The following is a 26,584-nucleotide window of genomic DNA, read 5'->3' as shown; positions in this document are numbered from 1 at the left end:
GCCCGGCACCCTACACATATGAAACTCGATTGCATATATGCAGAAGTGGCTAGAGTGAGTGCATGCCGCGCAAGATCATCCTCGACTGTGACCCTGGCCACGACGACGCCGTCGCCCTGCTGCTCGCCTGGGGCAGCCCCGAGATCGACCTGGTGGCCGTGACGACGGTCGGAGGCAACCAGACGCTCGAGAAGGTGACGCGCAACGCCCTCGCCGTCGCCGCCGTCGCCGGCATCACAGGGGTGCCCTTCGCCGCCGGCTGCGCCCGCCCGCTGGTGCGCGAGGTCGAGACGGCCGGCGACATCCACGGCGACTCCGGCCTCGACGGCCCCGTCCTGCCCGCCCCCACGTTCGAGCTCGACCCCCGGCACGCGGTCGACGTCATCATCGACACGGTGATGGCCGCCGAGCCGGGTGAGATCACGCTGGTTCCCACGGGGCCGCTCACCAACATCGCCCTCGCCGTGCGGAAGGAGCCGCGGATCGCCGAGCGTGTCCGCGAGGTGGTGCTCATGGGCGGCGGCTACAACGTCGGCAACTGGAGCGCGGTGGCCGAGTTCAACATCGTCGTCGACCCGGAGGCGGCGCACATCGTGTTCGGCGAGAAGTGGCCCGTCACCATGGTGGGCCTCGACCTCACGCACCAGGCGCTCGCGACGCCGGAGGTCGAGGCCGCCATCGCAGCGGTCGGCACCTCCCCTGCCCGCTTCACGGTCGAGCTCATGGACTTCTTCCGGGAGAGCTACCGGGGCGCACAGGGCTTCGACCACCCGCCCGTGCACGACCCCTGCGCCGTCGCCTATGTCATCGACCCGTCCGTGATGACCGTGCGGCGCGCTCCCCTGACGGTCGAGCTCACCGGCACCCACACGCTCGGCATGACGGTGGCCGACTTCCGCCACGTGCCGGGCCCCGGCGTCACCACCCAGGTCGCCGTCGACCTCGACCGGGAGAAGTTCTGGGCCCTCGTCGTGGACGCGCTGGAGCGGATCGGCGAGCCCGCCCGCTGAGCCTGAGGACCTGCCTGACCAAATCAAGGACGATTCGTCCACCGCGGACGGGTTGATGCCGATCCGAGGCCGCAAGCCGCCGATTGTCCTTGATTTGGTCAGAACAGCCGCGCGTCAGGAGATGCGATCCGCTATCAGGGGACGCGCCGCCGGGGCCGTGTCGCCGATCGACCACGCGCCCTCGAGCGCCTCCAGGGCGCGCGGGAGCCGGGACTCCTCGTCCGTGTGGAGCGTGAAGAGCGGCTGCCCCTCGGTCACCGCATCACCCGGCTTCGCGTGCAGCTCGATGCCGGCACCCGCGGACACCGGATCCTGCTGACGCGCCCGGCCCGCGCCGAGGCGCCAGGCGGCGATGCCGAACGGCAGCGCGTGCTGCTCGGTCAGGATGCCGGACGCGTCCGCCGTCACGACGTGCGTCTCGCGGCCCGTCGGGAGCGGCGCGTCCGGGTCGCCGCCCTGGGCGGAGATCATCCGGCGCCACACGTCCATCGCCCGGCCGTCGGCCAGAGCCGCGGCGGGATCGGCGTCAGCCATGCCCACGGAGGCGACCATGGCGCGCGCGAGCTCGACCGTGAGCTCGACCACATCCGCCGGTCCTCCTCCGGCGAGCACCTCGACCGCCTCGCGCACCTCGAGGGCGTTGCCGATGGTGAGCCCCAGCGGAATCGACATATCGGTCAGCAGCGCGCTCGTCGCGACGCCCGCGTCCCTGCCGAGGTCGACCATCGTGCGCGCGAGCTCACGCGCTCGGTCGAGGTCCTTCATGAATGCGCCCTCGCCGAACTTCACGTCGAGGACGAGCGCCGACGTCCCCTCGGCGATCTTCTTCGACATGATCGAGGATGCGATCAGCGGGATCGCCTCGACCGTGCCCGTCGTGTCGCGGAGCGCATAGAGCCGCTTGTCGGCGGGGGCCAGCCCCGCACCGGCGGCGCAGATGACGGCGCCGACGTCCTCGAGCTGAGCGAGCATCGCGTCCGGCGCGACGTCGGCGCGCCAGCCCGGGATCGACTCCAGCTTGTCGAGAGTGCCGCCCGTGTGGCCGAGGCCCCGCCCGGAGAGCTGCGGGACCGCCACGCCGAACGCCGCGACGAGGGGCGCCAGGGGCAGCGTGATCTTGTCGCCCACTCCGCCCGTCGAGTGCTTGTCGGCGGTGCGCTTGCTGAGCCGGTCGAAGTTCATCCGCTCCCCGCTCGCGATCATCGCCAGCGTCAGGTCGCGGATCTCGCTGCGGGTCATGCCGTTGAGCAGCACCGCCATGGCCCACGCGGACATCTGCTCGTCCGCGACATAGCCGCGGGTGAACGCGTCGACGAGCCAGTCGATCTCGGCGGTCGTCAGCTCCCGCCGGTCCCGCTTGGCGACGATCAGGTCAACGGCGTCGAAAGCCTCAGTCACGCCTCCACGCTAGCGGTGCGCGGCTGCCACCGAGCGCGCTCCGCAGCGCCGGCACGGGGCGCGCTCGGCGGAGAGGAGAGTCAGGCGTCGTGCTCGGCGCGGTATGCCGCCAGGGTGCGGGGGCCGAACGCGTCCGGGATGACCTCGTCGATCGTGCGGATGCCGCTGACGGTCTCCAGCAGCATGCCCTCCGCCGAGTGCTCGAACAGGAGCTGACGGCACCGTCCGCACGGCATGAGGGCGCCGCCGTCCCCGTCGACGCACGTGAACGCGACGAGCTTGCCGCCACCCGTCATGATGAGGTTCGACACGAGTGTGCACTCAGCGCACAGTGTGAGGCCGTAGGACGCGTTCTCGACGTTGCAGCCGCTGATGACGCGGCCGTCGTCGACGATGGCGGCCACGCCGACCGGGAATCGGGAGTACGGGACGTACGCCTTCTGCATCGCCTCGACCGCCACGGCCCGCAGGCCGTCCCAGTCGACCGTGGAGCTCTGCGCGTCGGTCATGACTTCACGTACGGCTTGCCGGACGCCGCAGGGGCGCGCACCTGCCCGACCAGTCCGGCGACCGCGACGATCGTGACGATGTAGGGGAGCATGAGCATGAACTCGCTCGGCACCGGCGAGCCGATGATGCTCAGCACGTTCTGCAGGTTCTGCGCGAAGCCGAACAGCAGCGCGGCGAGGGTCGCGCGGAGCGGATCCCAGCGCCCGAAGATGACGGCGGCGAGGGCGATGAAGCCCGCGCCCGCGGTCATCTCCTTGTTGAAGGAGCCGACGGCACCGAGCGTCAGGTAGGCGCCGCCGAAGCCGGCGATCGCGCCGGCCAGCGAGACGTTCCAGAACCGCGTGCGGGCCACGTTGATGCCCACGGTGTCCGCGGCGGTCGGGTGCTCCCCGACGGCGCGGAGGCGCAGGCCCCAGCGGGTCTTGAACAGGCAGAACCAGACGAGCGCGACGGCCACGTACATGACGTAGACGATGATCGTCTGCCGGAACAGCGCGGGCCCGACGATCGGGATGTCGGCGAGGATCGGGATCCGAATCCGCTCGAACTTGGGCGGGGAGTTGAGCACGGCCGAGTTCGGCGTGAGCACCTTCGAGAAGAAGAAGCTGGTGAGGCCCGTCACGAGCACGTTGAGGACGACGCCGACGATGACCTGGTCGACGAGGTATTTGATGGCGAACGCGGCCAGCACGAAGGACACGAGGACGCCCGCGATCATCGCGCCGAGGAGCCCGGCGTAGGCGTTCTGGGTGACCGAGGCGACGACGGCGGACGCGAACGCGCCGGCGAGCAGCTGGCCCTCGATGGCCACGTTGACGACCCCGACCCGCTCACCGATCACGCCGCCGAGGGCGCCGAAGATGAGCGGCACGCTGAGGCCCAGCGTGCCGACGAGCAGGCCGGGCACGGGCACGGCCGCGCCGGCCGAGGCCCAGGTGAGGAAGTCCACGACGAACAGCACGCCGTAGACGGCGATGAGCCACAGCGGGACCCGCCGGGCCGCCCGGGCGAGCATCACCGTGTAGCCGGTGATCGCGGCCAGCAGCACGGTCATCACGACGCAGCCGACGCGAGTGGGGATGACGAGGTCGGGCAGCTTGAAGGCGTCGCTGTCGGTCGCCAGGCGGAACGTGGAGACGCCGTCCCGGCCGAAGCCGATGAACAGCACCGCCGCGATCACGACGAAGATGCCGAGCGCGAGCGGGACCTTCCAGCTGCGCATCACGGTGCGCTCGAGGGCCGGCTCGGAGTTGACCGGGACCGCTGCGACCGTCACTTGGCCACCGCCTCTCGCCGACGCGGCGCCCGCGACCCGGGGGTCGGCAGGCGGAAGATGGTGCGCACCAGCGGCGGGGCCGCGATGAACAGCACGATGAGGGACTGGACGACGAGGACGATGTCGACGGGGACCCCCTCGGCGGCCTGCATCGAGAACCCGCCGGCCTTGAAGGCGCCGAACAGGAGTCCCGCCGCGAAGACGCCCCACGGCCGGGATCGGCCGAGGAGCGCAACGGTGATCGCGTCGAAGCCGATGCCGGCATCGATGCCGGAGCCGAAGCCCGTCTTGATGGTGCCGAGGGCCTGGGCGGTGCCCGCGAGGCCGACGAGGCCTCCCGAGATCACCATCGCCCAGACGTAGACGCTCTTCACGTTGATGCCCGCGACCCGTGCGGCGTTCGGGTTCTCCCCGACCGCGCGGAACTGGAAGCCGAGGTTGGAGCGGTTCAGCAGGTACCAGACGATGATCGTCGCGACGATCGCGAACAGGAACCCGGCGTGCAGGTTGTACCCGGGCCCGAAGAGGTCGGGGTAGGTCGCGTTCGGCTTCATCGCCGGCGTCTTCGGGTTGTTGCTGCCCGGGGCCTGCAGGACCGGCGTGCGGAGCAGGAAGGACACCAGGTAGTAGGCGATGTAGTTGAGCATGATCGTCGTGATCACCTCATGGGCACCCGTGCGCGCCTTGAGCAGGCCGGCGAGGCCGCCCCACAGGCCGCCGAACACAATGCCGACGAGCACCGCGAACAGCAGGTGCACGACCGGCGGCAGGTCGAGCGAGAACCCGACCCAGCCGGCCGCAGCAGCCGCGAGAAGCATCTGGCCGCGGCCGCCGATGTTGAACAGGCCGACGCGGAACGCGAGCGCCACACCGAGCCCGGCGGCGATGAGCGGCGTCGCGAACGTCAGCGTCTCGGTCAGGGGCCGGATGCCGGCCGCGAAGCCGGGGCGCCGGAAGTTGTAGATCGCGCCCTGGAAGAGCGCGGAGTAGGCGCCGCCCACCGACTGGCCGATCGCGTTGAGCGTGTCGAGGGGACGGGAGAAGAAGTAGCCGGCCGCGGCCTGCACGCGCTCGTCGGTGACGGCGATCAGGATGCCGCCCGCGATGATCGAGAGCAGCACGGCGAGGACCGAGATGAGGACGCTGCCGGTCGTCAGCTCCCGGAGGAACAGGTGCCAGCGGCTCTCCCCGGCTCCTTCTCGGGCTCGTCCGTCACCTTGGGCGCGTCCTGGCCGCGCGCGGGGATCTGCTGGTCGGTCACGCCGCAACCTCCTCGGGCTTCTCGCCCGCCATCATGAGACCCAGCACGTCGCGTGGGGTGTCGCCGGGCACGATCCCGACGATGGCGCCCCGGTACATCACGGCGATCCGGTCCGCGAGCGCGACGACCTCGTCGAGCTCGGTGGACACCACGATGACGGGGATGCCGGCATCGCGGGACTCCACGATGCGGGTGTGCACGAACTCGATCGATCCGACGTCGAGGCCACGGGTGGGCTGCGCCGCCACGAAGAGCCGCAGGTCGCGGCTGAGCTCCCGGGCGAGGACGACCTTCTGCTGGTTGCCGCCGGAGAGGCGGCCCACGTGGGTCTGCACGGTCTGGGTGCGGATGTCGAACTCCACCCGCTTCTGCTCGGCGAACTCCTGCAGGTAGTTCAGCTGCAGAGTGCCGGCCTTGACGAAGGGAGCGCCGGTGCTGCGGTCGAGCATGAGGTTCTCGGCGATCGTGAATTCGGCCACGAGCCCGTCCTCGGTGCGGTCCTCGGGGATGAAGCCGACGCCGGCGTCGAGCACCTTGCGGACGGGCAGGCCGACGAGCGGCTTGCCGTCCAGCGTGATCTGTCCGGTGACGCGCGGCTGCAGGCCGAGAAGCGCCTCGGTGAGCTCCGTCTGGCCGTTGCCCTGGACCCCCGCGATGGCGAGGATCTCGCCGCGGCGGACCTCGAAGCTCACGTTGTTGACGACCTTCTGCCCGCCCGGATCGAGCACGGAGACGCCCTGGACGACGAGCGCGGGTCCGCCGGGGTTCGCCGGCCCCTTGTCGACCGTCAGGTCGACGGCACGTCCGACCATCATCGCGGCGAGCTCCGCGTTGGTGGAGCGCGGGTCGGCCTCGCCGACGACCTTGCCCAGGCGGATCACGGTGACGCGGTCGGCGACGGCGCGGACCTCGCGGAGCTTGTGGGTGATGAAGACGATGGAGGTGCCCGCCTCCTTCAGCTGACGCATGATCGCGATCAGCTCGTCGGTCTCCTGCGGAGTGAGCACCGCGGTGGGCTCGTCGAAGACGAGGACCTTCGCGTCGCGGGAGAGCGCCTTGATGATCTCCACGCGCTGCTGGACACCGACGGGCAGGTCCTCGACCAGGGCGTCCGGGTCAACGGAGAAGCCGAAGCGGTCCGAGATCTCGCGCACGCGCGCCCGCGCGGCGCCGATGTCGAGGCGGCCGCCGGCCTTCGTCTCCTCGTGGCCGAGCATGACGTTCTCGGCCACCGTGAATACGGGGATCAGCATGAAGTGCTGGTGCACCATGCCGATTCCGGCACGCATGGCGTCGCCCGGTCCGGCGAAGTGCTGCTCGACCCCGTCGAGCAGAATGGCGCCCTCGTCCGCCTGATACAGGCCGTAGAGCACGTTCATCAGGGTGGACTTGCCTGCGCCGTTCTCCCCGAGGAGGGCGTGGATCTCCCCGGCTCCACGGTGAGGCTGATCGCGTCGTTCGCGGTCAGGGATCCGAAGCGCTTGGTGATGCCGCGGAGTTCGAGTTTCACGAGAACCAATCTAGGGGCGAGAGGGTGAGCGGGAACGCAGAAGGCCGGGGAAGCATGCGCTTCCCCGGCCTCCGCTGTCGTCTCCTAGGAGGCGAGGTAGGACTTCACCTGCAGGTCGCCGCTGACGATCTGCGACTGGATGTCGTCGAGCTCACCCTGGAGCTCGCTCGGCACCTTCGACTCGAAGTCGTGGAACGGGGCGATGCCCACACCCTCGTTCTCGAGCGTGCCGAGGTACGGGGTGGTGTCGAAGCCGCTGTCGGCGGCCTGCTCGATGACATCCGCCGTGCCGACCCGCATGCCCTTGAGGATGGAGGTCAGGTAGATGTCCTTGTACTTCGGGTCGCTCTCGTAGAGGTCGGCGTCGCAGCCGATGAGCGCGATGTCCTTGCCGGAGTCCTTGATCGCCTGAGCAGCGCTCTGGTAGATCGGTCCGCCGACGGGGAGGATGACGTCAGCGCCCTGGTCGATCAGGTTCTGCGCGGCCTGGAGCGAGTCGGTGCCGGCCTCGAAGCCGCCGATGAAGGTGCCGTCCTGCTTGGCCGAGTCCCAGCCGAGGACCTGGACCGACTTGCCCTTCTGGGTGTTGAAGTACGCGACGCCCTGGGCGAAGCCGTCCATGAAGATCGACACGGTCGGGAAGTTCATGCCGCCGTAGGTGCCGACGATGCCCGTCTTCGAGTAGCTCGCGGCCGCGTAGCCGGCGAGGAACGCCGCCTGCGAGGTGTCGAACAGGATCGGCTTGATGTTGTCCGCGTCGGTCTTGCCGTCGAAGTCGTTGTCCGCCGCATCGTCGATGATCGCGAAGTCGACGTCGGAGTTGGCCTGCGCGGCCTCGACCGTGGCCGCCGACAGGTTGAACCCGACCGTGAAGATCAGGGTGCAGCCCTGCGAGAGCAGGTTGTCGATGTTCGGCGCGTAGTCCGCGTCGGTGTCCGACTGGACCTTCGTCGCCTTGGCGCCGATGGCCTTCGCGCCGTCCTCGAGGCCCTCGGCACCGAGCTGGTTGAACGAGTGGTCGTCGAAGCCGCCGGTGTCGGAGACCATGCAGGGCACCACGTCGGTGCCGGAGTCGGAGCCGCCGGCGGCGGTGCTGGAGCCGCTCGACGAGGGTGCCGGCGCACAGCCGGCGAGAAGAAGGGCGGCGGCGCCGACCGACGCGAAGGCTGCGAGCCCTCTGCGGGGAGTGATGATCACGATGTCCTCCAGATGATCGCGTCGCGACGATCGGCCGCGCGCGGAGTGAGAAGTGACCGTTTCCGGTGTGCGCCGGGCACGATCGGGGCCCACGTTACACAGCGTTACGCGCGCCTGAGCGGCACCTGAAGGCCGAGTGTCGAAGACGTTATGAAAGTGCGATTGAGCCGTAATCATCCGGAAATGTCCGGACGAGCGGTTTCCGCCGCGATCACGGCGTCGAGGGCGACTCCACGGTGATCGCGCCGCTGATGATGTCCTGCTTCAGCTTGTCGATCTCGGCGGACAGCGCGGCGGGCACCGAAGACGCCATGTCGTGGAAGTCGGCGATGCCGACGCCGCCGTTCTCCAGCGTGCCCACGTAAGGGTCGTTGGTGAACTTGCCGTCGATGTCGTCGCCCACGACCTGCACGATCGCGTCCGTGGAGTTCTTGAGGACGCTCGTCAGCAGGATGGGCCGGTACTCCGCGGGGAGAGTGTCGTAGCCGTCGTTGTCGACCCAGAGGATCGAGACGCCGCCGGTCTCCAGCGCGGCTGCGGCCGCCCTCGCCGACCTGGCCGGCGACCGGCAGGATCACGTCGGCGCCCTGGTCGATGAGGCCCTGCGCGGTCGTCTTGCCGAGGTTCACATTCTCGAAGTCGCCCGTGAAGACGCCGTCCTGGGCGGCCTTGTCCCAGCCGAGCACCTTGACCTGGGCGCCGTGCGCCTCGTTGTACTTGGCGACGCCGTCGACGAAGCCGTCCATGAACAGGGTCACGGGCGGCTGGTTGCCACCGCCGAAGGTGCCCACGACGCCGGTCTTCGAGACGCCGGCCGCGAGGTATCCCGCGAGGTACGAGGCCTGCGCCGTGTCGAAGACGATCGGCTTGACGTTGTCGGCGTCCGGCTTGCCGTCGCCGTCCGCATCCGCGGTCTCATCGACGATCGAGAAGTGCGTGTCGGGGTTCGCCTTCGCCTGCTCGAGCGTCGCGGCGGTCAGCTCGTAGCCGACGGTGAGCACGAACTGGCAGCCGGACGCCGCCGCCTGCTCGGTGTTGGGTCCGACATCGGTCTCGCTCGTCGAGACGAGCACGTCGGCCTCGATGCCGTACTTCTTCGAGGCCTCCTGCAGGCCCGCCCAGCTCGTCTGGTTGAACGACTTGTCCTCGAGCCCGCCGGAGTTCGTGACCATGCGGGCGCAGTAGTCGGACGCGGCGGCGTCCGTCGACGAGCCCGACTGCTCGGGCGCGGGCGCGCAGCCGGCGAGCAGCAGGACGGCGATCCCGCCGAGCGGGACGAGACGGCGGACGGTGCTTCGGCGCATGAGCTCTTTCCTCCGGTGCGCGGACATGTGCTGTCCATAGTGGCGCGCACGCCGCGGCGCCGTCGATGCCGGAGGGCCCGAAAGCCGTTCGTTACGGTTTCGTGACGGCGTCAGAGGACGTCGGTGCGCCCCGAGAGCTTGAGCGCGTCCACGACGGCCTTCACGCGCTGGGCGTGCTCGCTCGTCGTGACGAGGAGCGCATCCGCGGTGTCCACCACGACGATGTTGTCAACGCCGATGAGGCTGATGAGCCGGCCGGTCTCGCTGACGACGATGCCGCTCGACGAGTCGGCGAGGACGCGGGCGTTCTCGCCGAGGATCGCGAGGTCCGACTTCCTGCCGCCCGACTGGAGCTTGGCGAGCGAGCCGAAGTCTCCGACGTCGTCCCACGCGAAGTCGCCAGGGATGACCGCAAGGAGTCCCTCCTTCGCGGAGGGCTCGGCCACCGAGTAGTCGATGGCGATCTTCGTGAGGTTGGGCCACACCTGGTCGACGACCGCGCCTCGGCGGGGCGTGTCCCAGGCGTCGGCCAGCTCCAGGAGCCCGGCGAGGAGCTCGGGCTGCGTCTTGCCCAGCTGCTCGAGCAGCCGGTCCGCCCGGGCGATGAACATCCCGGCGTTCCAGAGGTAGGTGCCCGCCGCCACATACTTCCGGGCGGTGCTGAGGCTCGGCTTCTCGACGAAGCCCTCGACGGCGAGCGCATCCGGCGCGCCCGGCACGTCGATCGGCTCGCCGCACTTGATGTAGCCGAAGCCGATGGCCGGCTCGGTCGGCGTGATGCCGATCGTGGCGATGTAGCCCGCGTCGGCCGCGGCGATCGCCTCGACAACGGACTGCCGGAACCGGCGGTTGTCGTTGATGACGTGGTCGGCGGCGAAAGAGCCGATGATGACGCCCGGCTCGCGCTTCTGCAGGATCGCGGCGGCGAGTCCGATGGCGGCCGAGGAGTCCTTGCCCTCGCTCTCGAGCACGACGTTCTCGTCCGTCAGCTCGGGGAGCTGCTCCTCGACGGCGGCGCGATGCGCCCGGCCCGTGACGACCATGATCCGGTGAGGGCCCGAGATGGGCGCAAGGCGGTTCCAGGTGTCGCGGAGCAGGGTCTGGCCCGATCCCGTCAGGTCGTGCAGGAACTTCGGGGCTGCGGCGCGGGACAGCGGCCACAGCCGGGAGCCGATCCCACCCGCTGGGATGACGCTGTAGAAGCGGTCGACCGCCTCGGGTTCCGTACCCCGTCCGCCCCAGAGGATTCCGCTCTCGCTCACGCCCACAGACTAGGGCAGGCACTCCGTTCCACTGGGTGAGAGGGGCGGCAAGTGACGTCCTCGGCCCGGCGTAGGATTGACAACAATCCGAGCCCAGCCCCGGGAAGGTGGAAAACAGTCGTGTCGCTGAAGAGCACGCAGTTGCCCACGCCCACACCCTCCGGATCCCGCACACTGAACCCCACGAGCCTTCGCAGCCGGCGCTTCTCGCTGCCGAGGAGGCCCGCAGGGACGGTGTACCGCGGTCGCGAAGGCATGTGGTCGTGGGTCCTGCACCGAATCACCGGAGTGGGGATCTACTTCTTCCTGCTCGTCCACCTGCTGGACACCGCGCTCATCCGGGTCAGCCCGGAGGCCTACAACGCGGTCATCAACACCTACAAGAACCCGATCATGGGTCTCGGCGAGCTGGCGCTCGTCGCGGCGATCGGCTTCCACGGACTGAACGGCCTCCGGATCATCCTGATCGACTTCTGGAATGTCGGGACCCGCAACCACCGGCTCATGTTCTACATCGTGATCGCGCTGTGGGTCGTGCTGCTCCTGGGCTTCGCGCCGCGCCACCTGATGCACGTGTTCGGCGGGGGTGCCTGATGGCCGTGACACTCGACGACCCGCGCACCAAGAACGTCGTGCGGCGCCGCGGCGGCCGCAACTGGGAGAAGTGGGGCTGGATCTACATGCGCGTCTCGGGCCTCGTGCTCGTGGTGCTCATCTTCGGCCACCTCTTCGTCAACCTGTATGCGGGCGGCGGCGTCTCCGCGCTCGACTTCGCCTTCGTCGCGGGGAAGTACGCGAGCCCGTTCTGGCAGGTCTACGACTTCCTGCTGCTCTGGCTCGCCCTCGTCCACGGCGCCAACGGCATCCGCACCCTCATCAACGACTACTCCATCTCGCCTGTCGGCCGCGGTCTGCGCCGGCTGCTCAGCCCGCACTTCCTCATGAAGAGCGCGCTGCTCGGCTCGACCGTCGTCCTCCTGATTCTCGGGACCCTTGTGATCTTCACCTTCGACCCCTGCCCCGCGACGTCCAATGCGGACCTCCTGCCGAGCTTCTGCGCGGCGGTCCAGTGAGCGTCGGGGATCAGCCCGGCCTCGTCAGCCGGATCATGCACGACCGCACGAATCCGGAGAAGGGCCACCAGCGCGACCCGGAGAACCGGTTCTCCTACACCGAGGAGGGCACAGGACCGGTCTACGACGGGGTGCACTACCACCAGTACGACATTGTGATCGTGGGCGCCGGCGGCGCGGGGATGCGGGCGGCCATCGAGGCCGGCCCGAAGGCGAAGACGGCGGTCATCTCGAAGCTGTACCCCACCCGCTCCCACACGGGCGCGGCGCAGGGCGGCATGGCGGCGGCGCTCGCCAACGTCGAAGAGGACAGCTGGGAGTGGCACACCTTCGACACGGTCAAGGGCGGCGACTACCTCGTCGACCAGGACGCGGCCGAAATCCTCGCCAAGGAGGCGATCGACGCCGTCATCGACCTCGAGAACATGGGCCTGCCGTTCAACCGCACGCCGGACGGCAAGATCGACCAGCGCCGTTTCGGCGGGCACACCGCGGAGCACGGCAAGACCCCGGTGCGCCGGGCCTGCTACGCGGCGGACCGCACCGGCCACATGATCCTGCAGACGCTGTACCAGAACTGCGTCAAGCACGGCATCAACTTCTTCAACGAGTTCTACGTGCTCGACCTGATCATGACCGAGGTCGGCCACGGCAAGAAGAAGCAGCGCCGCCCCGCGGGCGTCGTCGCCTACGAGCTGGCGACGGGCGAGCTGCACGTGTTCCAGGCCAAGGCGGTCGTCTTCGCGACCGGCGGCTTCGGCAAGATCTACAAGACGACCTCCAACGCGCACACCCTGACCGGCGACGGCGTGGGCATCGTCTGGCGCAAGGGCCTGCCGCTTGAGGACATGGAGTTCTTCCAGTTCCATCCGACAGGACTGGCCGGCCTCGGCATCCTCCTCACCGAGGGCGCCCGCGGCGAGGGCGCGATCCTCCGCAACGCGGACGGCGAGCGCTTCATGGAGCGCTACGCCCCCACGATCAAGGACCTCGCCCCGCGCGACATCGTCTCGCGCTGCATGGTCCAGGAGGTCGCGGAAGGGCGCGGCGCCGGTCCGCTCAAGGACTACGTGCTGCTCGACTGCACCCACCTGGGCGCGGAGGTGCTCGAGACCAAGCTCCCGGACATCACCGAGTTCGCGCGCACCTACCTCGGCGTCGACCCCGTCGTGGAGCCGGTGCCGGTCATGCCGACCGCGCACTACGCGATGGGCGGCATCCCGACCAACGTGAAGGCCGAGGTCCTCGCGGACAACGACACCGTCGTGCCGGGCCTCTACGCCGCAGGCGAGTGCGCGTGCGTCTCGGTGCACGGCTCGAACCGCCTCGGCACCAACTCGCTGCTCGACATCAACGTGTTCGGCAAGCGGGCGGGCAACAACGCGGTCGAGTACGTGAAGGATGCGGAGTTCGTGCCGCTCCCCCACGACCCGGCGGGCGCGATCCGCGACCTCATCGAGCAACTGCAGGCCTCCACCGGCACCGAGCGGATCGCCTCGATCCGCAAGGAGCTGCAGGACGAGATGGACCGCAAGGCGCAGGTGTTCCGCACCGAGGAGTCCCTCGGCGAGATGATGGAGATCATCGTCGGGCTGCGCGAGCGCTACAAGAACATCGCAGTGCAGGACAAGGGCAAGCGGTTCAACACCGACCTGCTCGAGGCGATCGAGCTCGGGTTCCTCCTCGACCTCGCGGAGGTCGTCGTCTACTCGGCGCGCAACCGCAAGGAGAGCCGCGGCGGCCACATGCGCGACGACTTCCCCAAGCGGGACGATGCCGAGTACATGAAGCACACGATGGCCTACCTCACGGGCGACCCGCACAGCTCGCACGCGGACGACCACATCGACCTCGGCTGGAAGCCGGTCGTGATCACCAACTACCAGCCCATGGAGCGCAAGTACTGATGCGCTCCACCTCCTCCCACCTGGAACGGAAGTCCTGATGTCGACCGTCACCATCGAAGCCGCCCAGACCCGGGTGCCTGAGCGGACCACCGAGACGACCGCCGTGGAGGACGCCCCTCCCGGCTCATTCGTGATCACGCTGATCATCCGGCGCTACATCCCGGAGCTGGACGACGAGCCGCGCTGGGAGGACTTTGACGTCCGCGTGTTGCCGACGGACCGCATCCTCGACGCGCTGCACAAGATCAAGTGGGAGCAGGACGGGTCGCTGACCTTCCGCCGCTCGTGCGCGCACGGCATCTGCGGCTCGGACGCGATGCGGATCAACGGCCGCAACCGGCTCGCCTGCAAGACGCTGATCAAGGACCTCGACCCGTCGAAGCCCATCTACGTGGAGGCGCTCAAGGGTCTGCCGCTGGAGAAGGACCTCGTCGTCGACATGGAGCCCTTCTTCGAGGCGTACCGCCAGGTGCAGCCGTTCCTCATCGCGTCGAGCGCGCCGCCCGCCCGCCGCGAGCGCACGCAGAGCCCGGTCGCCCGCGAGCGCTTCGACGACACCACGAAGTGCATCCTCTGCGCCGCGTGCACGTCGTCCTGCCCCGTGTTCTGGACGGACGGCCAGTACTTCGGCCCGGCCGCCATCGTGAACGCGCACCGGTTCATCTTCGACGACCGCGACGAGGCCTCCCAGGTGCGCCTCGACATCCTCAACGACAAGGAAGGCGTGTGGCGCTGCCGCACCACCTTCAACTGCTCGGAGGCCTGCCCCCGCGGCATCGAGATCACGAAGGCGATCCAGGAAGTGAAGCAGGCCCTCCTCACCGGCAAGGCCTCCTGACCCGCCTCCTCTCTTTCCCTCAACAGGCAGAAATTCCTCCAACAGGGTCAGGTCCCTCCTCAGAACCTGTTAGGGGCAAATCTGCCTGTTGAGGGAGAGTGAGCCGAGCGCCCTCAACAGGGTGAGGTTTCCGGTGCCGGCCCACGGATCCGGGAGGGCGACGCACAGCGCCTCGTGCTCGCCGCACGATCTCCGTCGTGCCAGGACCTCAGCTGATCAGAACGGCGACGCTGCGCGAGCGCGGGTGGACCAAGGCTGCGATGCAGCACGCCGTCGAATCCGGCCACCTTTGGAGAGTTGTCCGGGGATGGTACGCGGAGCCGGGAACCGATCCGGAGTCGATCAGGGCGATCCGCCTCGGCGCACGCTTGGGTTGCGTCTCCGCGTTGCGCGTGCACGGCGCCTGGCACCCTCCAGAGTCCGGGATGCACGTCGCCATGCCCTTCTCGGCGGACGGGCGCCGGATGCGGGCCGCTCGGGGAGACGAGTGGGCGGGCGTCACCGTGCACTGGCGGTCCAGGACCGACCGGGTCGAGTGGGATGACGGCATCAGCCCGGTACTGGTGGCCGCGGAACACACGGCTCAGTGCCAGCCGCCGCATCTTGCGATCGCAGTCCTCGACTCCTTGCTGCACCGGCGCATGGCTTCGCTCGGCGGCGTGCAGTCCGTCCTCGCCGCTATGCCTGCGCATGTCCGCAAGCTCGCCCCTCTGGTGGACGGCCGAAGCGAAGAGGGCATCGAGTCCATCGCGCGGTACCGCCTTCATGAGGCAGGCATCACCGCCGTTCCCCAAGTGCCGGTGCCGGGAGTCGGTCGAGTTGATCTGCTGATCGACGGCTGGCTTGCGATCGAGCTCGACGGCCGCGAGACCCATGCGCAGGAGCGGGCATTCTCGGCGGACCGTCGGCGCAGCGCCCTGCTGCTCCAGCACGGGGTGCTCGCGCTGCATTTCAGCTACGCGCACGTTCTCTACGAGTGGCCGCTCATTCTCGCAACCGTCCAGGCAGCGCTCCGCCAGCACTGACTGGCCGGGAGCCTCCCGTCCCTCGACAGCCATTTCTGCCTTCAACAGGTTCCGCTCCCGTTCTCCAGCCTGTTCAAGGCAGGAATGCCTGTTGAGGGAAAGGGGCGTTGCGAGAGCGCCTGCGCGGGAACCGGACGGCGGTCCCCCTAGGCTTCGAGGATGGCGAGAGACGCCGACGCGCTGGCCGTTCGGGATGACGAGGCGGTCGCCACCGCGCCGAGTGCGAAGCCGACGCCCGAGGAGCCGAAGACCGGGTTCGCCGCGCTCCTCGCGAAGGTGCTGCAGTCGCGGCCGGTGCGGGTGTTCCAGCACTACAACCAGCAGGGCGGACCGCTCCTCGCAGCGGGGATGAGCTACAACGCCGTCTTCGCCACCTTCGCGGCGCTGTGGGTGACGTTCTCGGTCGCGGGGTTCATCATCTCCGGCAACGTCGTGCTGCGCGACGGCCTCGTCAGCGGCATCAACTCGACGGTGCCCAATCTCGTCGCCAAGGGCGGAGTCATCGACCCGGACGACCTCCTCTCGGCAGGCGGGCTGACCTGGACGGGCGCCATCGCTCTCGTCGGCCTGCTCCTCACCGCGCTCGGCTTCCTGGCCTCCATGCGCGACGCGATCCGGCGCATCTTCGACCTGCCCGGCGACACGACCTTCTTCCTCTTGCAGAAGCTCAGGGACCTCGGCCTGGCGCTGGGATTCGGCGTCCTGATCCTCGTCTCCGCGGGCCTCACCTTCCTGACGAACGGCATCCTCGAGACGGTCTTCAACTTCCTCGGCATCGGTGACAAGTCGCTGTTCGCCACTGCGGTGGCCACCATCATCGGGAACCTGCTGGTGCTCCTCGTCGACTTCGTGACGGTGGCGGCCGCCTTCCGAGTGCTCTCCGCCGTCCCGATTCCCCTGCGCCGCCTCGCAGTCGGTGCCCTGATCGGCGCAGTCGGGATCGACATCCTCAAGGGCGCCTTCACGCTCGGCCTCATCGGCGGTGTTCGCAACAACCCCTGCTCGCGGGCTTCGCGGTGATCATCGGGCTGCTGATCTTCTACAACTTCTTCTGCCAGGTGCTGCTGCTCGCGGCGTCCTGGATCGAGGTCGGGATGAACGACGCCGGCATCGAGGCGCGCACCCTCTCCGACGAAGACCTGGCGGTGCAGGATGCGCTCCGCCTCGAGGAGGCGCGCCGCCTCGTCGCCGACGCCAACCACAAGCGCGCGGAGGAGGAGTACCGGTCCGCGCGCGGCATCCAGAAGTGGCGCCTCGGCCGCCGGATCGCCCGGGACGTCCGCACCGAGGCCCGCCGCCGCAAGGCCGTGCCGACCACGGAGGAGCTCGCCGAGCAGGACGCCGGCTCGCCGAAATAGGGCCGCGCACCGGGCGCCGGCAGCCGAGCGGCGCCACTCCCACGGCCGCGGGCACGGAAGGGGCCGTCGGCGGCGCTCAATAGGATGAAGAGCATGGCCGCCCGCACCTCGCCCCTCCGCGTCGCCACGGTCAACGTCAACGGCGTGCGGGCCGCCTTCCGCCGCGGCATGGGCGACTGGCTCGACGGGCGTGAGGTCGACATCCTCGCGATGCAGGAGGTCCGCGCGAGCACCGAGGACCTCGAGGAGCTGCTCGGACCGGACTGGAGCATCCTCCACGACGCCGCCACCGCGAAGGGCCGGGCGGGCGTCGCGATTGCCAGCCGGGACCGCGCGCATATCCACCGTGTCGCCATCGGCGAGGAGGAGTTCGACACCGCGGGACGCTGGCTCGAGGCCGACTACGAGGTGAACGGGACGATCCTCACCGTCGTGAGCGCCTACGTCCCGTCCGGCGTCGCCGAGACGGACAAGCAGGCGGAGAAGTACCGGTTCCTGGATGCGGTGGAGAGCCGCCTGCCCGAGCTCGCCGCCCACACCCCGCTCGCGCTCGTGGTCGGCGACCTCAACGTGGGCCATCGGACGCTCGACATCCGCAACTGGAAGGGCAACGTGAAGCGCGCGGGGTTCCTCCCGGAGGAGCGCGCGTACTTCGACCGCTTCGTCGGAGCCGAGGACCAGGAGCTGTACAACGACGGCGCGGGACTCGGCTGGGTGGATGTGGGCCGCAAGGCGGCGGGCGACGTGCCCGGCCCGTACACCTGGTGGTCCTGGCGCGGGAAGGCGTTCGACAACGACTCCGGCTGGCGCATCGACTACCACCTCGCCACCAAGCCGCTCGCGGACCGCGTCGCCGGGTACTCGGTCGACCGCGCCGCCTCCTACGACACCCGCTTCTCCGACCACACGCCCGTCGTGGTCGACTACGACCTCTGAGCCAGGAGCCATGACCGACACGACCCCTGACCGGCCGCGGACCGCCGGCACCCGCCTCTTCTCGGGCATGCAGCCGAGCGCCGACTCGCTGCACGCGGGGAACTACGTGGGCGCCCTCCTGCAGTGGCGAGAGCTGCAGGCGACCCACGACGCGATCTTCTGCGTCGTGGACCTGCACGCGATCACCAACCCGCAGGATCCGGCCGCGCTCCGCGACCAGACCCGGCGCACGGCGGCTCAGTACATCGCGGCCGGGATCGATCCGTCGCGGTCGATCCTCTTCGTGCAGTCCCACGTGCCGGCGCACTCCCAGCTCGCCTGGGTGCTGAACACGATCACCGGCTTCGGCGAGGCGAGCCGGATGACGCAGTTCAAGGACAAGTCGGCGAAGCAGGGCACGGATTCCGCCTCCGTGGGCCTGTTCACCTATCCGATGCTCATGGCGGCGGACATCCTCCTCTACGACACCGCCATCGTGCCGGTCGGCGACGACCAGCGGCAGCACGTCGAGCTGACCCGCACGCTGGCCCAGCGCTTCAACTCGCGCTTCGGCGAGACATTCCGGATCCCCGAGACCCTCACGCTCGAGGAGGGTGCCCGGATCTACGACCTGCAGAACCCGACCGCGAAGATGAGCAAGTCGGCGGAGAGCGACGCCGGTCTCGTCCGGCTCCTCGACGAACCCTCGCGCAACGCGAAGAAGATCCGCTCGGCCGTGACGGACACCGGGCGGGAGATCGTGTTCGACCCGGCGGGCAAGCCCGGCGTCTCCAACCTGCTCACGATGCTGTCCGCCTTCACCGACACCCCCATCCCGCTGCTCGAGAACCAGTACCAGGGGCGCGGCTACGGCGACCTCAAGAAGGACCTGGCGGATGCCGTGGTCGCGGTGTTCGAGCCCATCCGGGCCCGGACACTGGAGCTGCTCGACGATCCCGCCGAGCTCGACCGCATCCTCGGCGCGGCCGCCGAGCGCGCGGAGGAGATCGCGAACCGCACCCTGGCGCGCGTCTACGAGCGCATCGGCTTCCTGCCGCGGCGCCGCTGACGTGACGCCCGTCGTCCTCCGCACTGACCGGCTGGTCCTGGACCAGCCGCTGGAGGAGGACGTCGACGACATCGTCCGCTACTGCCAGGACCCGCTGTTCGAGCGCTACCTCACCGTGCCGTGGCCCTATGGCCGCGCAGACGCCGAGTCCTTTGTCCGCGAGTTCGTGCCCCAGGGATGGATGGACGGCCGGGAGTGCACCTGGGCTCTCCGCCTCCGCGATGAGGGCGCGCTTCTCGGCGTCGTCGCGTTCCGTTCAGAGCGTTCCGACCTCGGGTACTGGCTCGGCGCGCCGTTCCGCGGTCGCGGCTACATGAGCGAGGCCGTCGCCGCTGTTGTCGACTTCGCATTCCAGTCGGGCGTCCCCCTTGTGCGGTGGGAGTGCCTCGTGGGGAACACCGCATCGGCGACGCTCGCACGCAAGGCCGGCTTCGCCTTCACGGGCGAGGCCCCCAGCTCCGTGCCCTACCGGGACGGGAGCTTCCCGGCCTCGTGGCACGGGGTGCTTCACGCTTCGCAGCAGCGTCCCGCCGGTTCGTCGCAACTGCGCCAGTCACTGCAATGGCCGCTGCCGTGATCCGCGCTGTGCTGTTCGACCTCGACGACACGCTGTTCGCGCATCGGGGCGCGGTCGAGGCAGGAATCCTCGCCCACCTCGACGCGATCGGGACCGTCGTCGAGGACCGCGCAGCCACGCTGGAGCAGTGGCGGGACCTGGAGGAGCTGCACTACCCGCGGTACCTGGCGGGCGAGCTCGGCTACCTGGAGCAGCGCCGGGTGCGGGCACGCGGGCTGATGTCCGCTCTCGGCGGCAGCCTGGACGGGGACGCCCGCGCCGACGACTGGTGGTCCGGCTACCACCGCGAGTACCGCAACGCCTGGCGCCTGCACGACGACGCCCTCCCGTGCCTGGACACGCTGCGCGACCGGATCCCCGGCGTGAAGCTCGGCATCATCACGAACGGCGAGCTCGACTTCCAGATGACGAGGCTCGACGCCACCCGGCTCGGCGAGCGGATGGACGTGATCGTCGCGTCTGGCGATGTGGGGGTCACGAAGCCGGATCGGCGGATCTTCGAGCTCGCGTGCGAGCGGCTCGGGTCGCTCCCGTCGGACGCCGTCTACGTGGGCGACCGGCTCCGCACCGACGCGATCGGCGCCGCCGCGGCCGGGCTGCGCGGCATCTGGCTCGACCGGCCCGGCGAGGAGTCGGACCCGGCCGATCTGCGAGAGGCGGAAGACCTGGGCGTGGTGCGCATCCGCAGCCTGGCCGAGCTCCCGGTTGTGGTGGCGGCACCCTGAGCGACTTGCCGAAGAATCCCGCTTCTGAGCCCTCCAAGCGTGATTCTCCGGCAAGTCGGCCCACCACGGCAGCCCGCACGGCACCCCGCACGGCACCCGCTTGCCGAAAAGTCCCGCTCTGAGCACGAGTTAGCGGGACTTTTCGGCAAGTCGAGACTTCCTCGGCAGGCGGGAATAATCGGCGCGCCCAGGCGTTGCCGTATAACTGAAGCAAGCAACACGTGCTCCGGGGTCGGCGTAATTCCGAACCGGCGGTCATAGTCCGCGAACCGGCGAGCGCCCCGCAAGGGTCGAGCGCCGGCCGATCCGGTGGAATTCCGGAACCGACAGTCACAGTCTGGATGGGAGGCAGCACGGTCGTCGGTGCGCACTCGCGCCCTGACGACGGCAGCCGTCGCCCCCGGAGTCCAGACAGGACGAGGAAGAAGTGGGCGACCCCCGCACCGCACCCCAGCCGACGAGTCCGGACCGGACGAGGAAGTTGGGCGACGCACGCACCGCCGCACCGACCGGCGACGCCCTCGAGCGCGCCATGGAGCGGGCCCTCGAGCTGGCGCTGCACGGTCCCGCCTGGACCGCGAATCCCCAGGTCGGCTGCGTTCTCCTCGCGCCCGACGGCAGCGTCCTCGCCGAGGGCTGGCACCGCGGCGCGGGCACCGCGCACGCCGAGGTGGATGCCCTCTCCCACCTTCCCGAAGGCGGAGCGCGGGGCGCGACCGCCGTCGTCACCCTCGAGCCCTGCAACCACAACGGCCGCACGGGCCCGTGCAGCGAGGCGCTCATCGCGGCCGGCGTCGCGCGGGTCGTGTTCGCCGTCTCCGATCCCACCCCGGACGCCAACGGCGGAGCCCAGCGCCTCGAGGCCGCCGGCGTCGAGGTCCTCGAGGGGTCCTGGGATCCCGTGTCGAGGACACCCTTCACGTCTGGCTGACCGCCGCACGCCTCGGCCGCCCGTTCGTGACCGCGAAGTGGGCGTCCAGTCTCGACGGGCGCATCGCCGCAGCAGACGGCACGAGCCGCTGGATCACCGGCGGCGTCTCCCGCTCCGACGTGCACCGACGCCGTGCCGAGGCCGGCGCGATCCTGGTGGGCACGGGCACCGTCCTCGCCGACGACCCTGCCCTGACCGCACGGGCGGACGACGGCACCCTGCTCGCGCATCAGCCGCACGTCGTCGTCGTGGGCCGCCGTCCGGTGCCCGAGGATGCCGCGCTCCGCCTCTCCCCCGGCGGCTTCCGAACGTCCGACGGTGCCGACCTGCCGGCCCTCCTCGCCCAGCTGTGGGACGACGGCATCCGCAGCGTCTTCGTGGAAGGGGGCCCCACCCTGGAGAGCGCGCTGTTGAAGGCGGGTCTCGTCGACGAGGTCGTCGCCTACGTCGCGCCGGTTCTGCTCGGCGGGCCGCGGCTCGCCACCGCCGATCTCGGCATCGCCACCATGGCCGATGCCTCCGCAATGGACCTCGTCTCGGTCGATCGACTGGGCAACGACGTCCGCATCGTCGCGCGACCGCGACGCCAGTTCGAGGAGGACTGACATGTTCACCGGAATCATCGAGGAGCGCGGGGAGGTCACCGCGCTCGAGAACCTGCCCGACGGCAGCGCGCGCCTGACCGTCCGCGCACCGCTCGCCGTGTCCGACGCCCGCCACGGCGACTCGATCTCCGTCAGCGGCGTGTGCCTCACCGTGATCGACCAGGGAGCCGACTGGTTCGCCGCCGACGTCATGGGCCAGACGCTCGCCGTCTCGGCGCTCGCGAGCGTGGGAGTGGGTGATGCCGTCAACCTCGAGCGGGCCGCTCAGGTGGGCGACCGCCTCGGCGGGCACATCGTCCAGGGCCACGTCGACGGCGTCGGCACCCTGATCGCCCGCAGCGACCTCGAGCACTGGCGCGTGCTGCGCTTCGCCCTCGACCCGGCCCTCGCGCCGCTGGTCGTGGACAAGGGCTCGATCGCGGTCGCCGGAGTCTCGCTCACCGTGTCCGCGGTGAGCGAGCCCGGCGCGGACACCTCCTGGTTCGAGGTGAGCCTCATCCCCGAGACCCTCACCGCGACGACCCTCGGCTCCCTGGAGCCCGGCGCGGTCGTCAACGTGGAGACGGATGTGCTTGCGCGGCACGTCCGCCGGCTGGCCGCGTTCGCGGATCTGCCGATCGCACGCGCAGCAGAAGGAGGCGCGAGATGAGTCTCGCGAGCATTCCCCAGGTCCTCGAGGCGCTGAGGGCCGGCCGGCCCGTCATCGTCGCCGACGATGAGGCGCGGGAGAACGAGGGCGACGTCATTCTGGCGGCGGAGCTCGCCACCCAGGCCAGCATCGCCTGGACGATCCGCAACACGTCCGGCTTCCTCTGCGCGCCCATGCCCGCCGAGGTCGCCGATCGGCTCGAGCTGCCTGTCATGGTGGCGGTGAACGAGGACGTCCGAGGCACCAACTACACCGTCACGGTGGACGCCGCCGACCGTCTCTCGACCGGCATCAGCGCGGCTGACCGCGCGCACACGCTGCGGACGCTCGCCGACCCGTCGGCGACGCCCTCGAGGCTCATCCGCCCCGGCCACATCCTCCCCCTCCGCGCGGTCGCAGGCGGAGTGCGGCAGCGCGCCGGCCACACCGAGGCGGCGGTCGACCTGATGCGGCTCGCGGGCCTGCAGCCCGTCGCCGCGATCGCCGAGGTCATGGCGGAGGGCGGCGAGATGATGCGCCTGCCCGAGCTGATCAAGTTCGGCGAGCGCGAAGGCGTCCTGGTGACGACCATCGAGCTGCTCCTCGAATACCTTCAGACCGAGCCGGAGCAGGCGCGGCTCTGCGACGGTCCCGTCTTCACCGACTCCCCGCGCGTGCGCTTCGAGGTCGAGACCACGGTTCCCACCGAGCACGGCCCGTTCCGGATGCGCGCCTACCGCGACGGCCTCACCGGCGCCGACCACGTCGCCATCGTGGCCGGCGAGCCCGGACCCGGCGCGCTCGTGCGTGTCCACTCCGAGTGCCTGACCGGGGAGGCGTTCGGCTCGCTCAAGTGCGAGTGCGGCCCCCAGCTCGACGCGGCGATGGAGGAGATCCAGCGCGAAGGCGGGGTCGTCGTCTACCTGCGCGGGCACGAGGGTCGCGGCATCGGCCTCGTCAACAAGCTGCGGGCGTACCGCCTGCAGGAGGACGGGCTGGACACGCTCGACGCGAACCTCGCTCTCGGCCTGCCCGCCGACGCGCGCGACTACGGCGCCGCGAGCGCCATCCTCGCCGACCTCGGCCTGAACGACGTCAGCCTCCTCACCAACAACCCGGAGAAGGTGCGCCAGCTGCAGAGCCACGGGATCACCGTGCGCTCACGGGTGCCGCTCGTGGTGGGCGTCACCCCGCAGAACGAGGGCTACCTGGAGACCAAGCGCGACCGGATGGGGCACGCGATCGACCCGATCGATCTCCTCTCCGACAGCCTCCCCACCCTGGAAGGACAGCAGAAGTGAGCGGACACGGATCCCCGGAGCGCAACCTGGAGGGCCTCGACGCCTCCGGGCTCAAGGTGACGATCATCGCCGGGACCTGGCACGAGCAGATCGCGGAGGGCCTGCGTGCGGGCGCCCGGCGCACGCTCGAGGCGGTGGGCGCGACCATCAGCGAGGTGGAGGCTCCCGGCAGCTTCGAGCTGCCCGTGCTGGCGAAGGCGGCGCTCGACGGCGGTGCGGACGCGGTGGTGGCGCTCGGCGTCATCATCCGCGGCGGCACCCCGCACTTCGACTTCGTGGCCGACGCCGCCACCGCCGGGCTCACCCAGGTCGCGGTCCTGACCGGCAAGCCGGTGGGCTTCGGCGTCCTCACCCTGGACGACGAGCAGCAGGGCATCGACCGGGCGGGACTGCCCGGCTCGAAGGAGGACAAGGGCGCAGAGGCGGCCGAGGCCGCCGTGCGCACGGCGCTCACCCTGAGGCGGCTCAAGGTCTCCTGAGGCGGAGGTCGCCTGTCCGCACCACTTCGGACTATCCGCATCGGTCCCCGGTTGCGGTCTGTCCGGAGTGATGCGGTTGACGCTCCGACGCGGAGTCAGGCGGGCTGGGCTCCCGGCCATGCGACCGCCTCGGCCCCCGCCGTCGCCGCAGCCTTCAGCGCCGCCTCGCGGTCCGCGCCGTCGGCGAGCGCCGCGGCGAGCGCGCCGCAGAACGCGTCACCGGCGCCGGTGGTGTCCACGACCCGTTCCACCTTGTCGGCAGGCACGCGGATGTCGCCCCACTCTGCGCCCTCACCGCCGCGCGTGACGAGGAGCGAGGGGGCGGTGAGCCCGGCTGCGGCCAGCTGCTCGGCCTCGTGCTCGTTCACGACGACCGGGTCCGCGAGCGCGAGCACCTCGGCCGGCAGGTCGGCGTACGGCGCGGCATTGAGAACGACGCGGGCGCCCGCGGCGCTGGCCCGGCGCACCGCTTCGGCGACGACCCCGAGGTCGAGCTCCAGCTGCGCCAGGAGCACGTCGCCTGGACCGATCCCCGCGAGGTCGCCGAGATCGTCGACCGCGACCCGCCCGTTCGCGCCCGGCGACACGATGATGGTGTTCTCCCCGTCGGCCGCGACCGCGATCGCCGCATGCCCCGTGACGGTGTCAGGATCGCGGCGGATGCCCGTGGCGTCGATTCCGAACGCCTCCAGGCGCCCCAGGTAGCGCGCACCGGACGGATCCTCGCCGACGCGGCCGATCATCGCGACCTTCGCGCCCGCTCGCGCTGCGGCGACCGCCTGGTTCGCGCCCTTGCCACCCCACAGGGTCTGCAGGTCGCCGCCGAGGATGGTCTCCCCGGCTTCGGGTGCCGCTCGACGGTCACCACGGAATCGACGTTCAGCGAACCGACCACTACGACGCGTCCCACGCCCCCATCCTGCCAGCGGGGGCGCGCGCCGGGCGTATCGTTGATCGGTCGAATCTCGACCAGGAGCGACCGACGCTTCAGCACCCCTTCCGCGAACAGGACCCCATGACCTCGACAGCCGCCTCCGTGGTCCCCGTCAATCCGCGCTCCCGCGTCATCGTCGCCAGCCTCATCGGGACGAGCATCGAGTTCTACGACTTCTACGTCTACGCGACCGCCGCGGTGCTGGTCTTCCCCACCCTCTTCTTCCCCAACGAGAACGCGACGGCCGCGCAGCTCTCCTCGTTCGTCACGTTCGCCCTGGCCTTCTTCGCGCGCCCGGTCGGCTCGATCATCTTCGGCCACTTCGGGGATCGTCACGGCCGCAAGGTGACCCTCGTCGCGTCCCTGCTGGTCATGGGCATCGCGACCTTCCTCATCGGCCTCCTGCCGACGTTCGACGCCTGGGGCATCGCGGCGCCGGCTGCGCTGGCGGTCCTGCGCTTCGGCCAGGGCCTCGGCCTCGGCGGCGAGTGGAGCGGCGCCGCGCTGCTCGCGATCGAGAACGCGCCCCAGCGCAAGCGGGCGATCTACGGCACCTTCCCGCAGCTGGGAGCGCCGATCGGCTTCATCATCGCCAACGGTCTCTTCCTGATCCTGTCGCTCAGCATGTCGCCGGACCAGTTCGCCGCGTGGGGCTGGCGCATCCCGTTCCTGCTCAGCGCGGTCCTCGTGGTCGTCGGGCTCTACGTGCGCCTGAAGCTCGTCGAGACGCCCGTCTACCAGAGGTCGCTCGAGCGTGGCGAGCGCGTGCGCGTGCCGCTCGCCGCCGTGATCCGCAACAGCTGGCGGCCGCTCATCCTCGGCACGTTCATCATGCTCGCCACCTACGTGCTCTTCTACTTCATGACCACGTTCACCCTGACCTACGGCACGGCGCCGGCCGAGGCGACGCCGGGCGCGAAGGTGGGCCTCGGCTACACGCGGCCCGAGTTCCTGGTGCTCCTGCTGATCGGGGTCGTGTTCTTCGGACTCCTCACGCCCGTCGCCGGAATCCTCGCCGACCGCTACGGCCGGCGCCGCACCCTTCTCGTCACGACCATCCTCATCGCGCTCTTCGGCCTCACCTTCCAGGTCTGGTTCGCGCAGGCGAACGACTCCTCGGTGGTGGCGTTCTTCCTCATCGCCGGTCTCGCGCTCATGGGCCTCACGTTCGGGCCGATGGGAGCCCTGCTGCCCGAGCTCTTCCCGACCAACACCCGCTACACGGGGTCGGCGATCTCCTACAACGTCGCGAGCATCCTCGGCGCCTCGCTGGCTCCCACGGTGGCGCTCGGCCTCTGGTCGGCGGACGGGAACATCTTCCTCGTCGGCCTCTACCTGACCGGAGCCGCGGTCATCACCCTCATCGCGCTCTTCCTCTCGAAGGAGACGCGCGACACCGACCTGACGGGCGAGGCCCAGGAGGCCGAACTCGGCAGCGCCGGCTCCCTCGCGCCCTGACGATCCGCTGCGGACGTGCACGTTCCGGCCTCG

At 70.0% G+C, this 26,584-nt stretch carries 24 protein-coding genes, 2 pseudogenes and 1 riboswitch; of the genes and pseudogenes, 17 read left to right on the top strand and 9 right to left on the bottom strand.

Annotated elements, in window-relative coordinates:
• The first annotated feature begins 62 nt into the window (after positions 1-62).
• A complete protein-coding gene (gene uriH / locus QUE51_RS08505; protein WP_286279074.1) occupies positions 63-1,010 on the top strand; it encodes a uridine-preferring nucleoside hydrolase UriH in 948 nt (315 codons plus the stop codon).
• A 114-nt stretch (positions 1,011-1,124) separates the two neighbouring features.
• Here the strand turns inward: uriH and QUE51_RS08500 are convergent, their stop codons facing one another.
• From QUE51_RS08500 to QUE51_RS08465, 8 genes and pseudogenes are all read right to left on the bottom strand, one after another.
• Complete coding sequence (locus QUE51_RS08500) at positions 1,125-2,408, bottom strand: thymidine phosphorylase (protein WP_286279072.1); 1,284 nt, start codon at positions 2,406-2,408, stop codon at positions 1,125-1,127.
• A gap of 80 nt (positions 2,409-2,488) precedes the next feature.
• Entirely contained in the window at positions 2,489-2,917 is a 429-nt protein-coding gene (locus tag QUE51_RS08495; RefSeq protein WP_286279071.1) for a cytidine deaminase, read from the bottom strand.
• Positions 2,914-4,140 (bottom strand): ABC transporter permease, encoded by a 1,227-nt coding sequence (locus QUE51_RS08490; protein WP_286279320.1) that lies wholly within the window; start codon positions 4,138-4,140, stop codon positions 2,914-2,916. Before QUE51_RS08490 ends, QUE51_RS08495 begins: the two co-directional genes overlap by 4 nt.
• Before the next feature lie 50 nt (positions 4,141-4,190).
• Positions 4,191-5,462, bottom strand: coding sequence for an ABC transporter permease (locus QUE51_RS08485; RefSeq protein ID WP_434017253.1), 1,272 nt, complete (start codon positions 5,460-5,462; stop codon positions 4,191-4,193).
• Positions 5,452-6,965, bottom strand: a pseudogene (locus QUE51_RS08480) (ABC transporter ATP-binding protein). Before QUE51_RS08480 ends, QUE51_RS08485 begins: the two are co-directional and overlap by 11 nt.
• A gap of 84 nt (positions 6,966-7,049) precedes the next feature.
• Entirely contained in the window at positions 7,050-8,165 is a 1,116-nt protein-coding gene (locus QUE51_RS08475; protein ID WP_434017264.1) for a BMP family lipoprotein, read from the bottom strand.
• 170 nt (positions 8,166-8,335) lie between these two features.
• On the bottom strand, positions 8,336-9,466 hold the full coding sequence (locus QUE51_RS08470; protein WP_350226746.1) for a BMP family lipoprotein: 1,131 nt from the start codon (positions 9,464-9,466) through the stop codon (positions 8,336-8,338).
• 110 nt (positions 9,467-9,576) lie between these two features.
• A complete protein-coding gene (locus QUE51_RS08465; protein ID WP_286279066.1) occupies positions 9,577-10,728 on the bottom strand; it encodes a mannose-1-phosphate guanylyltransferase in 1,152 nt (383 codons plus the stop codon).
• A 174-nt stretch (positions 10,729-10,902) separates the two neighbouring features.
• Here QUE51_RS08465 and sdhC point away from each other — a divergent pair, with 174 nt between their 5' ends.
• The 15 genes and pseudogenes from sdhC (at position 10,903) to ribH (ending at position 24,159) form a co-directional block, all read left to right on the top strand.
• Complete coding sequence (sdhC, locus tag QUE51_RS08460) at positions 10,903-11,322, top strand: succinate dehydrogenase, cytochrome b556 subunit (RefSeq protein ID WP_434017263.1); 420 nt, start codon at positions 10,903-10,905, stop codon at positions 11,320-11,322.
• Positions 11,322-11,801 (top strand): succinate dehydrogenase hydrophobic membrane anchor subunit, encoded by a 480-nt coding sequence (locus QUE51_RS08455; RefSeq protein WP_286279065.1) that lies wholly within the window; start codon positions 11,322-11,324, stop codon positions 11,799-11,801. Before sdhC ends, QUE51_RS08455 begins: the two co-directional genes overlap by 1 nt.
• A complete protein-coding gene (gene sdhA, locus QUE51_RS08450; protein ID WP_286279061.1) occupies positions 11,798-13,708 on the top strand; it encodes a succinate dehydrogenase flavoprotein subunit in 1,911 nt (636 codons plus the stop codon). Before QUE51_RS08455 ends, sdhA begins: the two co-directional genes overlap by 4 nt.
• Positions 13,709-13,745: 37 nt before the next feature.
• On the top strand, positions 13,746-14,546 hold the full coding sequence (locus QUE51_RS08445; protein ID WP_286279059.1) for a succinate dehydrogenase iron-sulfur subunit: 801 nt from the start codon (positions 13,746-13,748) through the stop codon (positions 14,544-14,546).
• A 425-nt stretch (positions 14,547-14,971) separates the two neighbouring features.
• Positions 14,972-15,571, top strand: coding sequence for an endonuclease domain-containing protein (locus QUE51_RS08440; protein WP_286279057.1), 600 nt, complete (start codon positions 14,972-14,974; stop codon positions 15,569-15,571).
• A 159-nt stretch (positions 15,572-15,730) separates the two neighbouring features.
• Positions 15,731-16,591, top strand: a complete 861-nt coding sequence (locus QUE51_RS08435; RefSeq protein WP_286279056.1) for a YihY/virulence factor BrkB family protein — start codon at positions 15,731-15,733, stop codon at positions 16,589-16,591.
• Positions 16,588-16,929, top strand: a complete 342-nt coding sequence (locus QUE51_RS08430) for a hypothetical protein (protein ID WP_286279055.1) — start codon at positions 16,588-16,590, stop codon at positions 16,927-16,929. Before QUE51_RS08435 ends, QUE51_RS08430 begins: the two co-directional genes overlap by 4 nt.
• A 93-nt stretch (positions 16,930-17,022) precedes the next feature.
• Positions 17,023-17,865, top strand: a complete 843-nt coding sequence (locus QUE51_RS08425; protein WP_286279054.1) for an exodeoxyribonuclease III — start codon at positions 17,023-17,025, stop codon at positions 17,863-17,865.
• Positions 17,866-17,875: 10 nt separating this feature from the next.
• Entirely contained in the window at positions 17,876-18,913 is a 1,038-nt protein-coding gene (trpS, locus tag QUE51_RS08420; protein ID WP_286279052.1) for a tryptophan--tRNA ligase, read from the top strand.
• A gap of 1 nt (position 18,914) precedes the next feature.
• Positions 18,915-19,490, top strand: coding sequence for a GNAT family N-acetyltransferase (locus QUE51_RS08415; protein ID WP_286279051.1), 576 nt, complete (start codon positions 18,915-18,917; stop codon positions 19,488-19,490).
• Complete coding sequence (locus QUE51_RS08410) at positions 19,475-20,215, top strand: HAD family hydrolase (protein WP_286279050.1); 741 nt, start codon at positions 19,475-19,477, stop codon at positions 20,213-20,215. The genes QUE51_RS08415 and QUE51_RS08410 overlap by 16 nt, the downstream gene beginning before the upstream one ends.
• Positions 20,216-20,433: 218 nt before the next feature.
• A riboswitch (FMN riboswitch) is annotated at positions 20,434-20,573 on the top strand.
• 174 nt (positions 20,574-20,747) lie between these two features.
• Positions 20,748-21,751 (top strand): annotated as a pseudogene (gene ribD / locus QUE51_RS08405) (bifunctional diaminohydroxyphosphoribosylaminopyrimidine deaminase/5-amino-6-(5-phosphoribosylamino)uracil reductase RibD).
• 1 nt (position 21,752) lies between these two features.
• On the top strand, positions 21,753-22,400 hold the full coding sequence (locus QUE51_RS08400) for a riboflavin synthase (RefSeq protein WP_286279049.1): 648 nt from the start codon (positions 21,753-21,755) through the stop codon (positions 22,398-22,400).
• The gene (gene ribA, locus QUE51_RS08395; protein ID WP_286279047.1) at positions 22,397-23,680 is read left to right on the top strand and encodes a GTP cyclohydrolase II; all 1,284 of its coding nucleotides are present in this window, start codon (positions 22,397-22,399) and stop codon (positions 23,678-23,680) included. The genes QUE51_RS08400 and ribA overlap by 4 nt, the downstream gene beginning before the upstream one ends.
• The gene (gene ribH / locus QUE51_RS08390; protein WP_286279046.1) at positions 23,677-24,159 is read left to right on the top strand and encodes a 6,7-dimethyl-8-ribityllumazine synthase; all 483 of its coding nucleotides are present in this window, start codon (positions 23,677-23,679) and stop codon (positions 24,157-24,159) included. Before ribA ends, ribH begins: the two co-directional genes overlap by 4 nt.
• A gap of 95 nt (positions 24,160-24,254) precedes the next feature.
• Here ribH and QUE51_RS08385 read toward each other — a convergent pair whose 3' ends face one another.
• On the bottom strand, positions 24,255-24,965 hold the full coding sequence (locus QUE51_RS08385; RefSeq protein ID WP_350226765.1) for a PfkB family carbohydrate kinase: 711 nt from the start codon (positions 24,963-24,965) through the stop codon (positions 24,255-24,257).
• A gap of 209 nt (positions 24,966-25,174) precedes the next feature.
• Here QUE51_RS08385 and QUE51_RS08380 point away from each other — a divergent pair, with 209 nt between their 5' ends.
• Positions 25,175-26,551, top strand: a complete 1,377-nt coding sequence (locus tag QUE51_RS08380; protein WP_286279044.1) for an MFS transporter — start codon at positions 25,175-25,177, stop codon at positions 26,549-26,551.
• The last annotated feature ends 33 nt before the right edge of the window (positions 26,552-26,584 follow it).

This window comes from Naasia aerilata (genome assembly GCF_030296595.1).
Taxonomy (GTDB): domain Bacteria; phylum Actinomycetota; class Actinomycetes; order Actinomycetales; family Microbacteriaceae; genus Naasia; species Naasia aerilata.
The sequence above is the reverse complement of the archived record's forward strand: the minus strand, read 5'-3'. Positions and strand labels throughout refer to the sequence as shown.

What these genes read in the sequence shown, in the direction of transcription:
- QUE51_RS08445 (WP_286279059.1), top strand. Translation starts at nt 13,746, where the DNA reads ATGTCGACCGTCACCATCGAAGCCGCCCAGACCCGGGTGCCTGAGCGG.
- QUE51_RS08380 (WP_286279044.1), top strand. Translation starts at nt 25,175, where the DNA reads ATGACCTCGACAGCCGCCTCCGTGGTCCCCGTCAATCCGCGCTCCCGC.
- ribA (WP_286279047.1), top strand. Translation starts at nt 22,397, where the DNA reads ATGAGTCTCGCGAGCATTCCCCAGGTCCTCGAGGCGCTGAGGGCCGGC.
- QUE51_RS08490 (WP_286279320.1), bottom strand. Translation starts at nt 4,140, where the DNA reads ATGCGCAGCTGGAAGGTCCCGCTCGCGCTCGGCATCTTCGTCGTGATC.
- QUE51_RS08495 (WP_286279071.1), bottom strand. Translation starts at nt 2,917, where the DNA reads ATGACCGACGCGCAGAGCTCCACGGTCGACTGGGACGGCCTGCGGGCC.
- QUE51_RS08435 (WP_286279056.1), top strand. Translation starts at nt 15,731, where the DNA reads ATGGCGAGAGACGCCGACGCGCTGGCCGTTCGGGATGACGAGGCGGTC.
- QUE51_RS08400 (WP_286279049.1), top strand. Translation starts at nt 21,753, where the DNA reads ATGTTCACCGGAATCATCGAGGAGCGCGGGGAGGTCACCGCGCTCGAG.
- uriH (WP_286279074.1), top strand. Translation starts at nt 63, where the DNA reads ATGCCGCGCAAGATCATCCTCGACTGTGACCCTGGCCACGACGACGCC.
- QUE51_RS08455 (WP_286279065.1), top strand. Translation starts at nt 11,322, where the DNA reads ATGGCCGTGACACTCGACGACCCGCGCACCAAGAACGTCGTGCGGCGC.
- QUE51_RS08470 (WP_350226746.1), bottom strand. Translation starts at nt 9,466, where the DNA reads ATGCGCCGAAGCACCGTCCGCCGTCTCGTCCCGCTCGGCGGGATCGCC.
- QUE51_RS08410 (WP_286279050.1), top strand. Translation starts at nt 19,475, where the DNA reads ATGGCCGCTGCCGTGATCCGCGCTGTGCTGTTCGACCTCGACGACACG.
- QUE51_RS08440 (WP_286279057.1), top strand. Translation starts at nt 14,972, where the DNA reads ATGCACGTCGCCATGCCCTTCTCGGCGGACGGGCGCCGGATGCGGGCC.
- trpS (WP_286279052.1), top strand. Translation starts at nt 17,876, where the DNA reads ATGACCGACACGACCCCTGACCGGCCGCGGACCGCCGGCACCCGCCTC.
- QUE51_RS08425 (WP_286279054.1), top strand. Translation starts at nt 17,023, where the DNA reads ATGGCCGCCCGCACCTCGCCCCTCCGCGTCGCCACGGTCAACGTCAAC.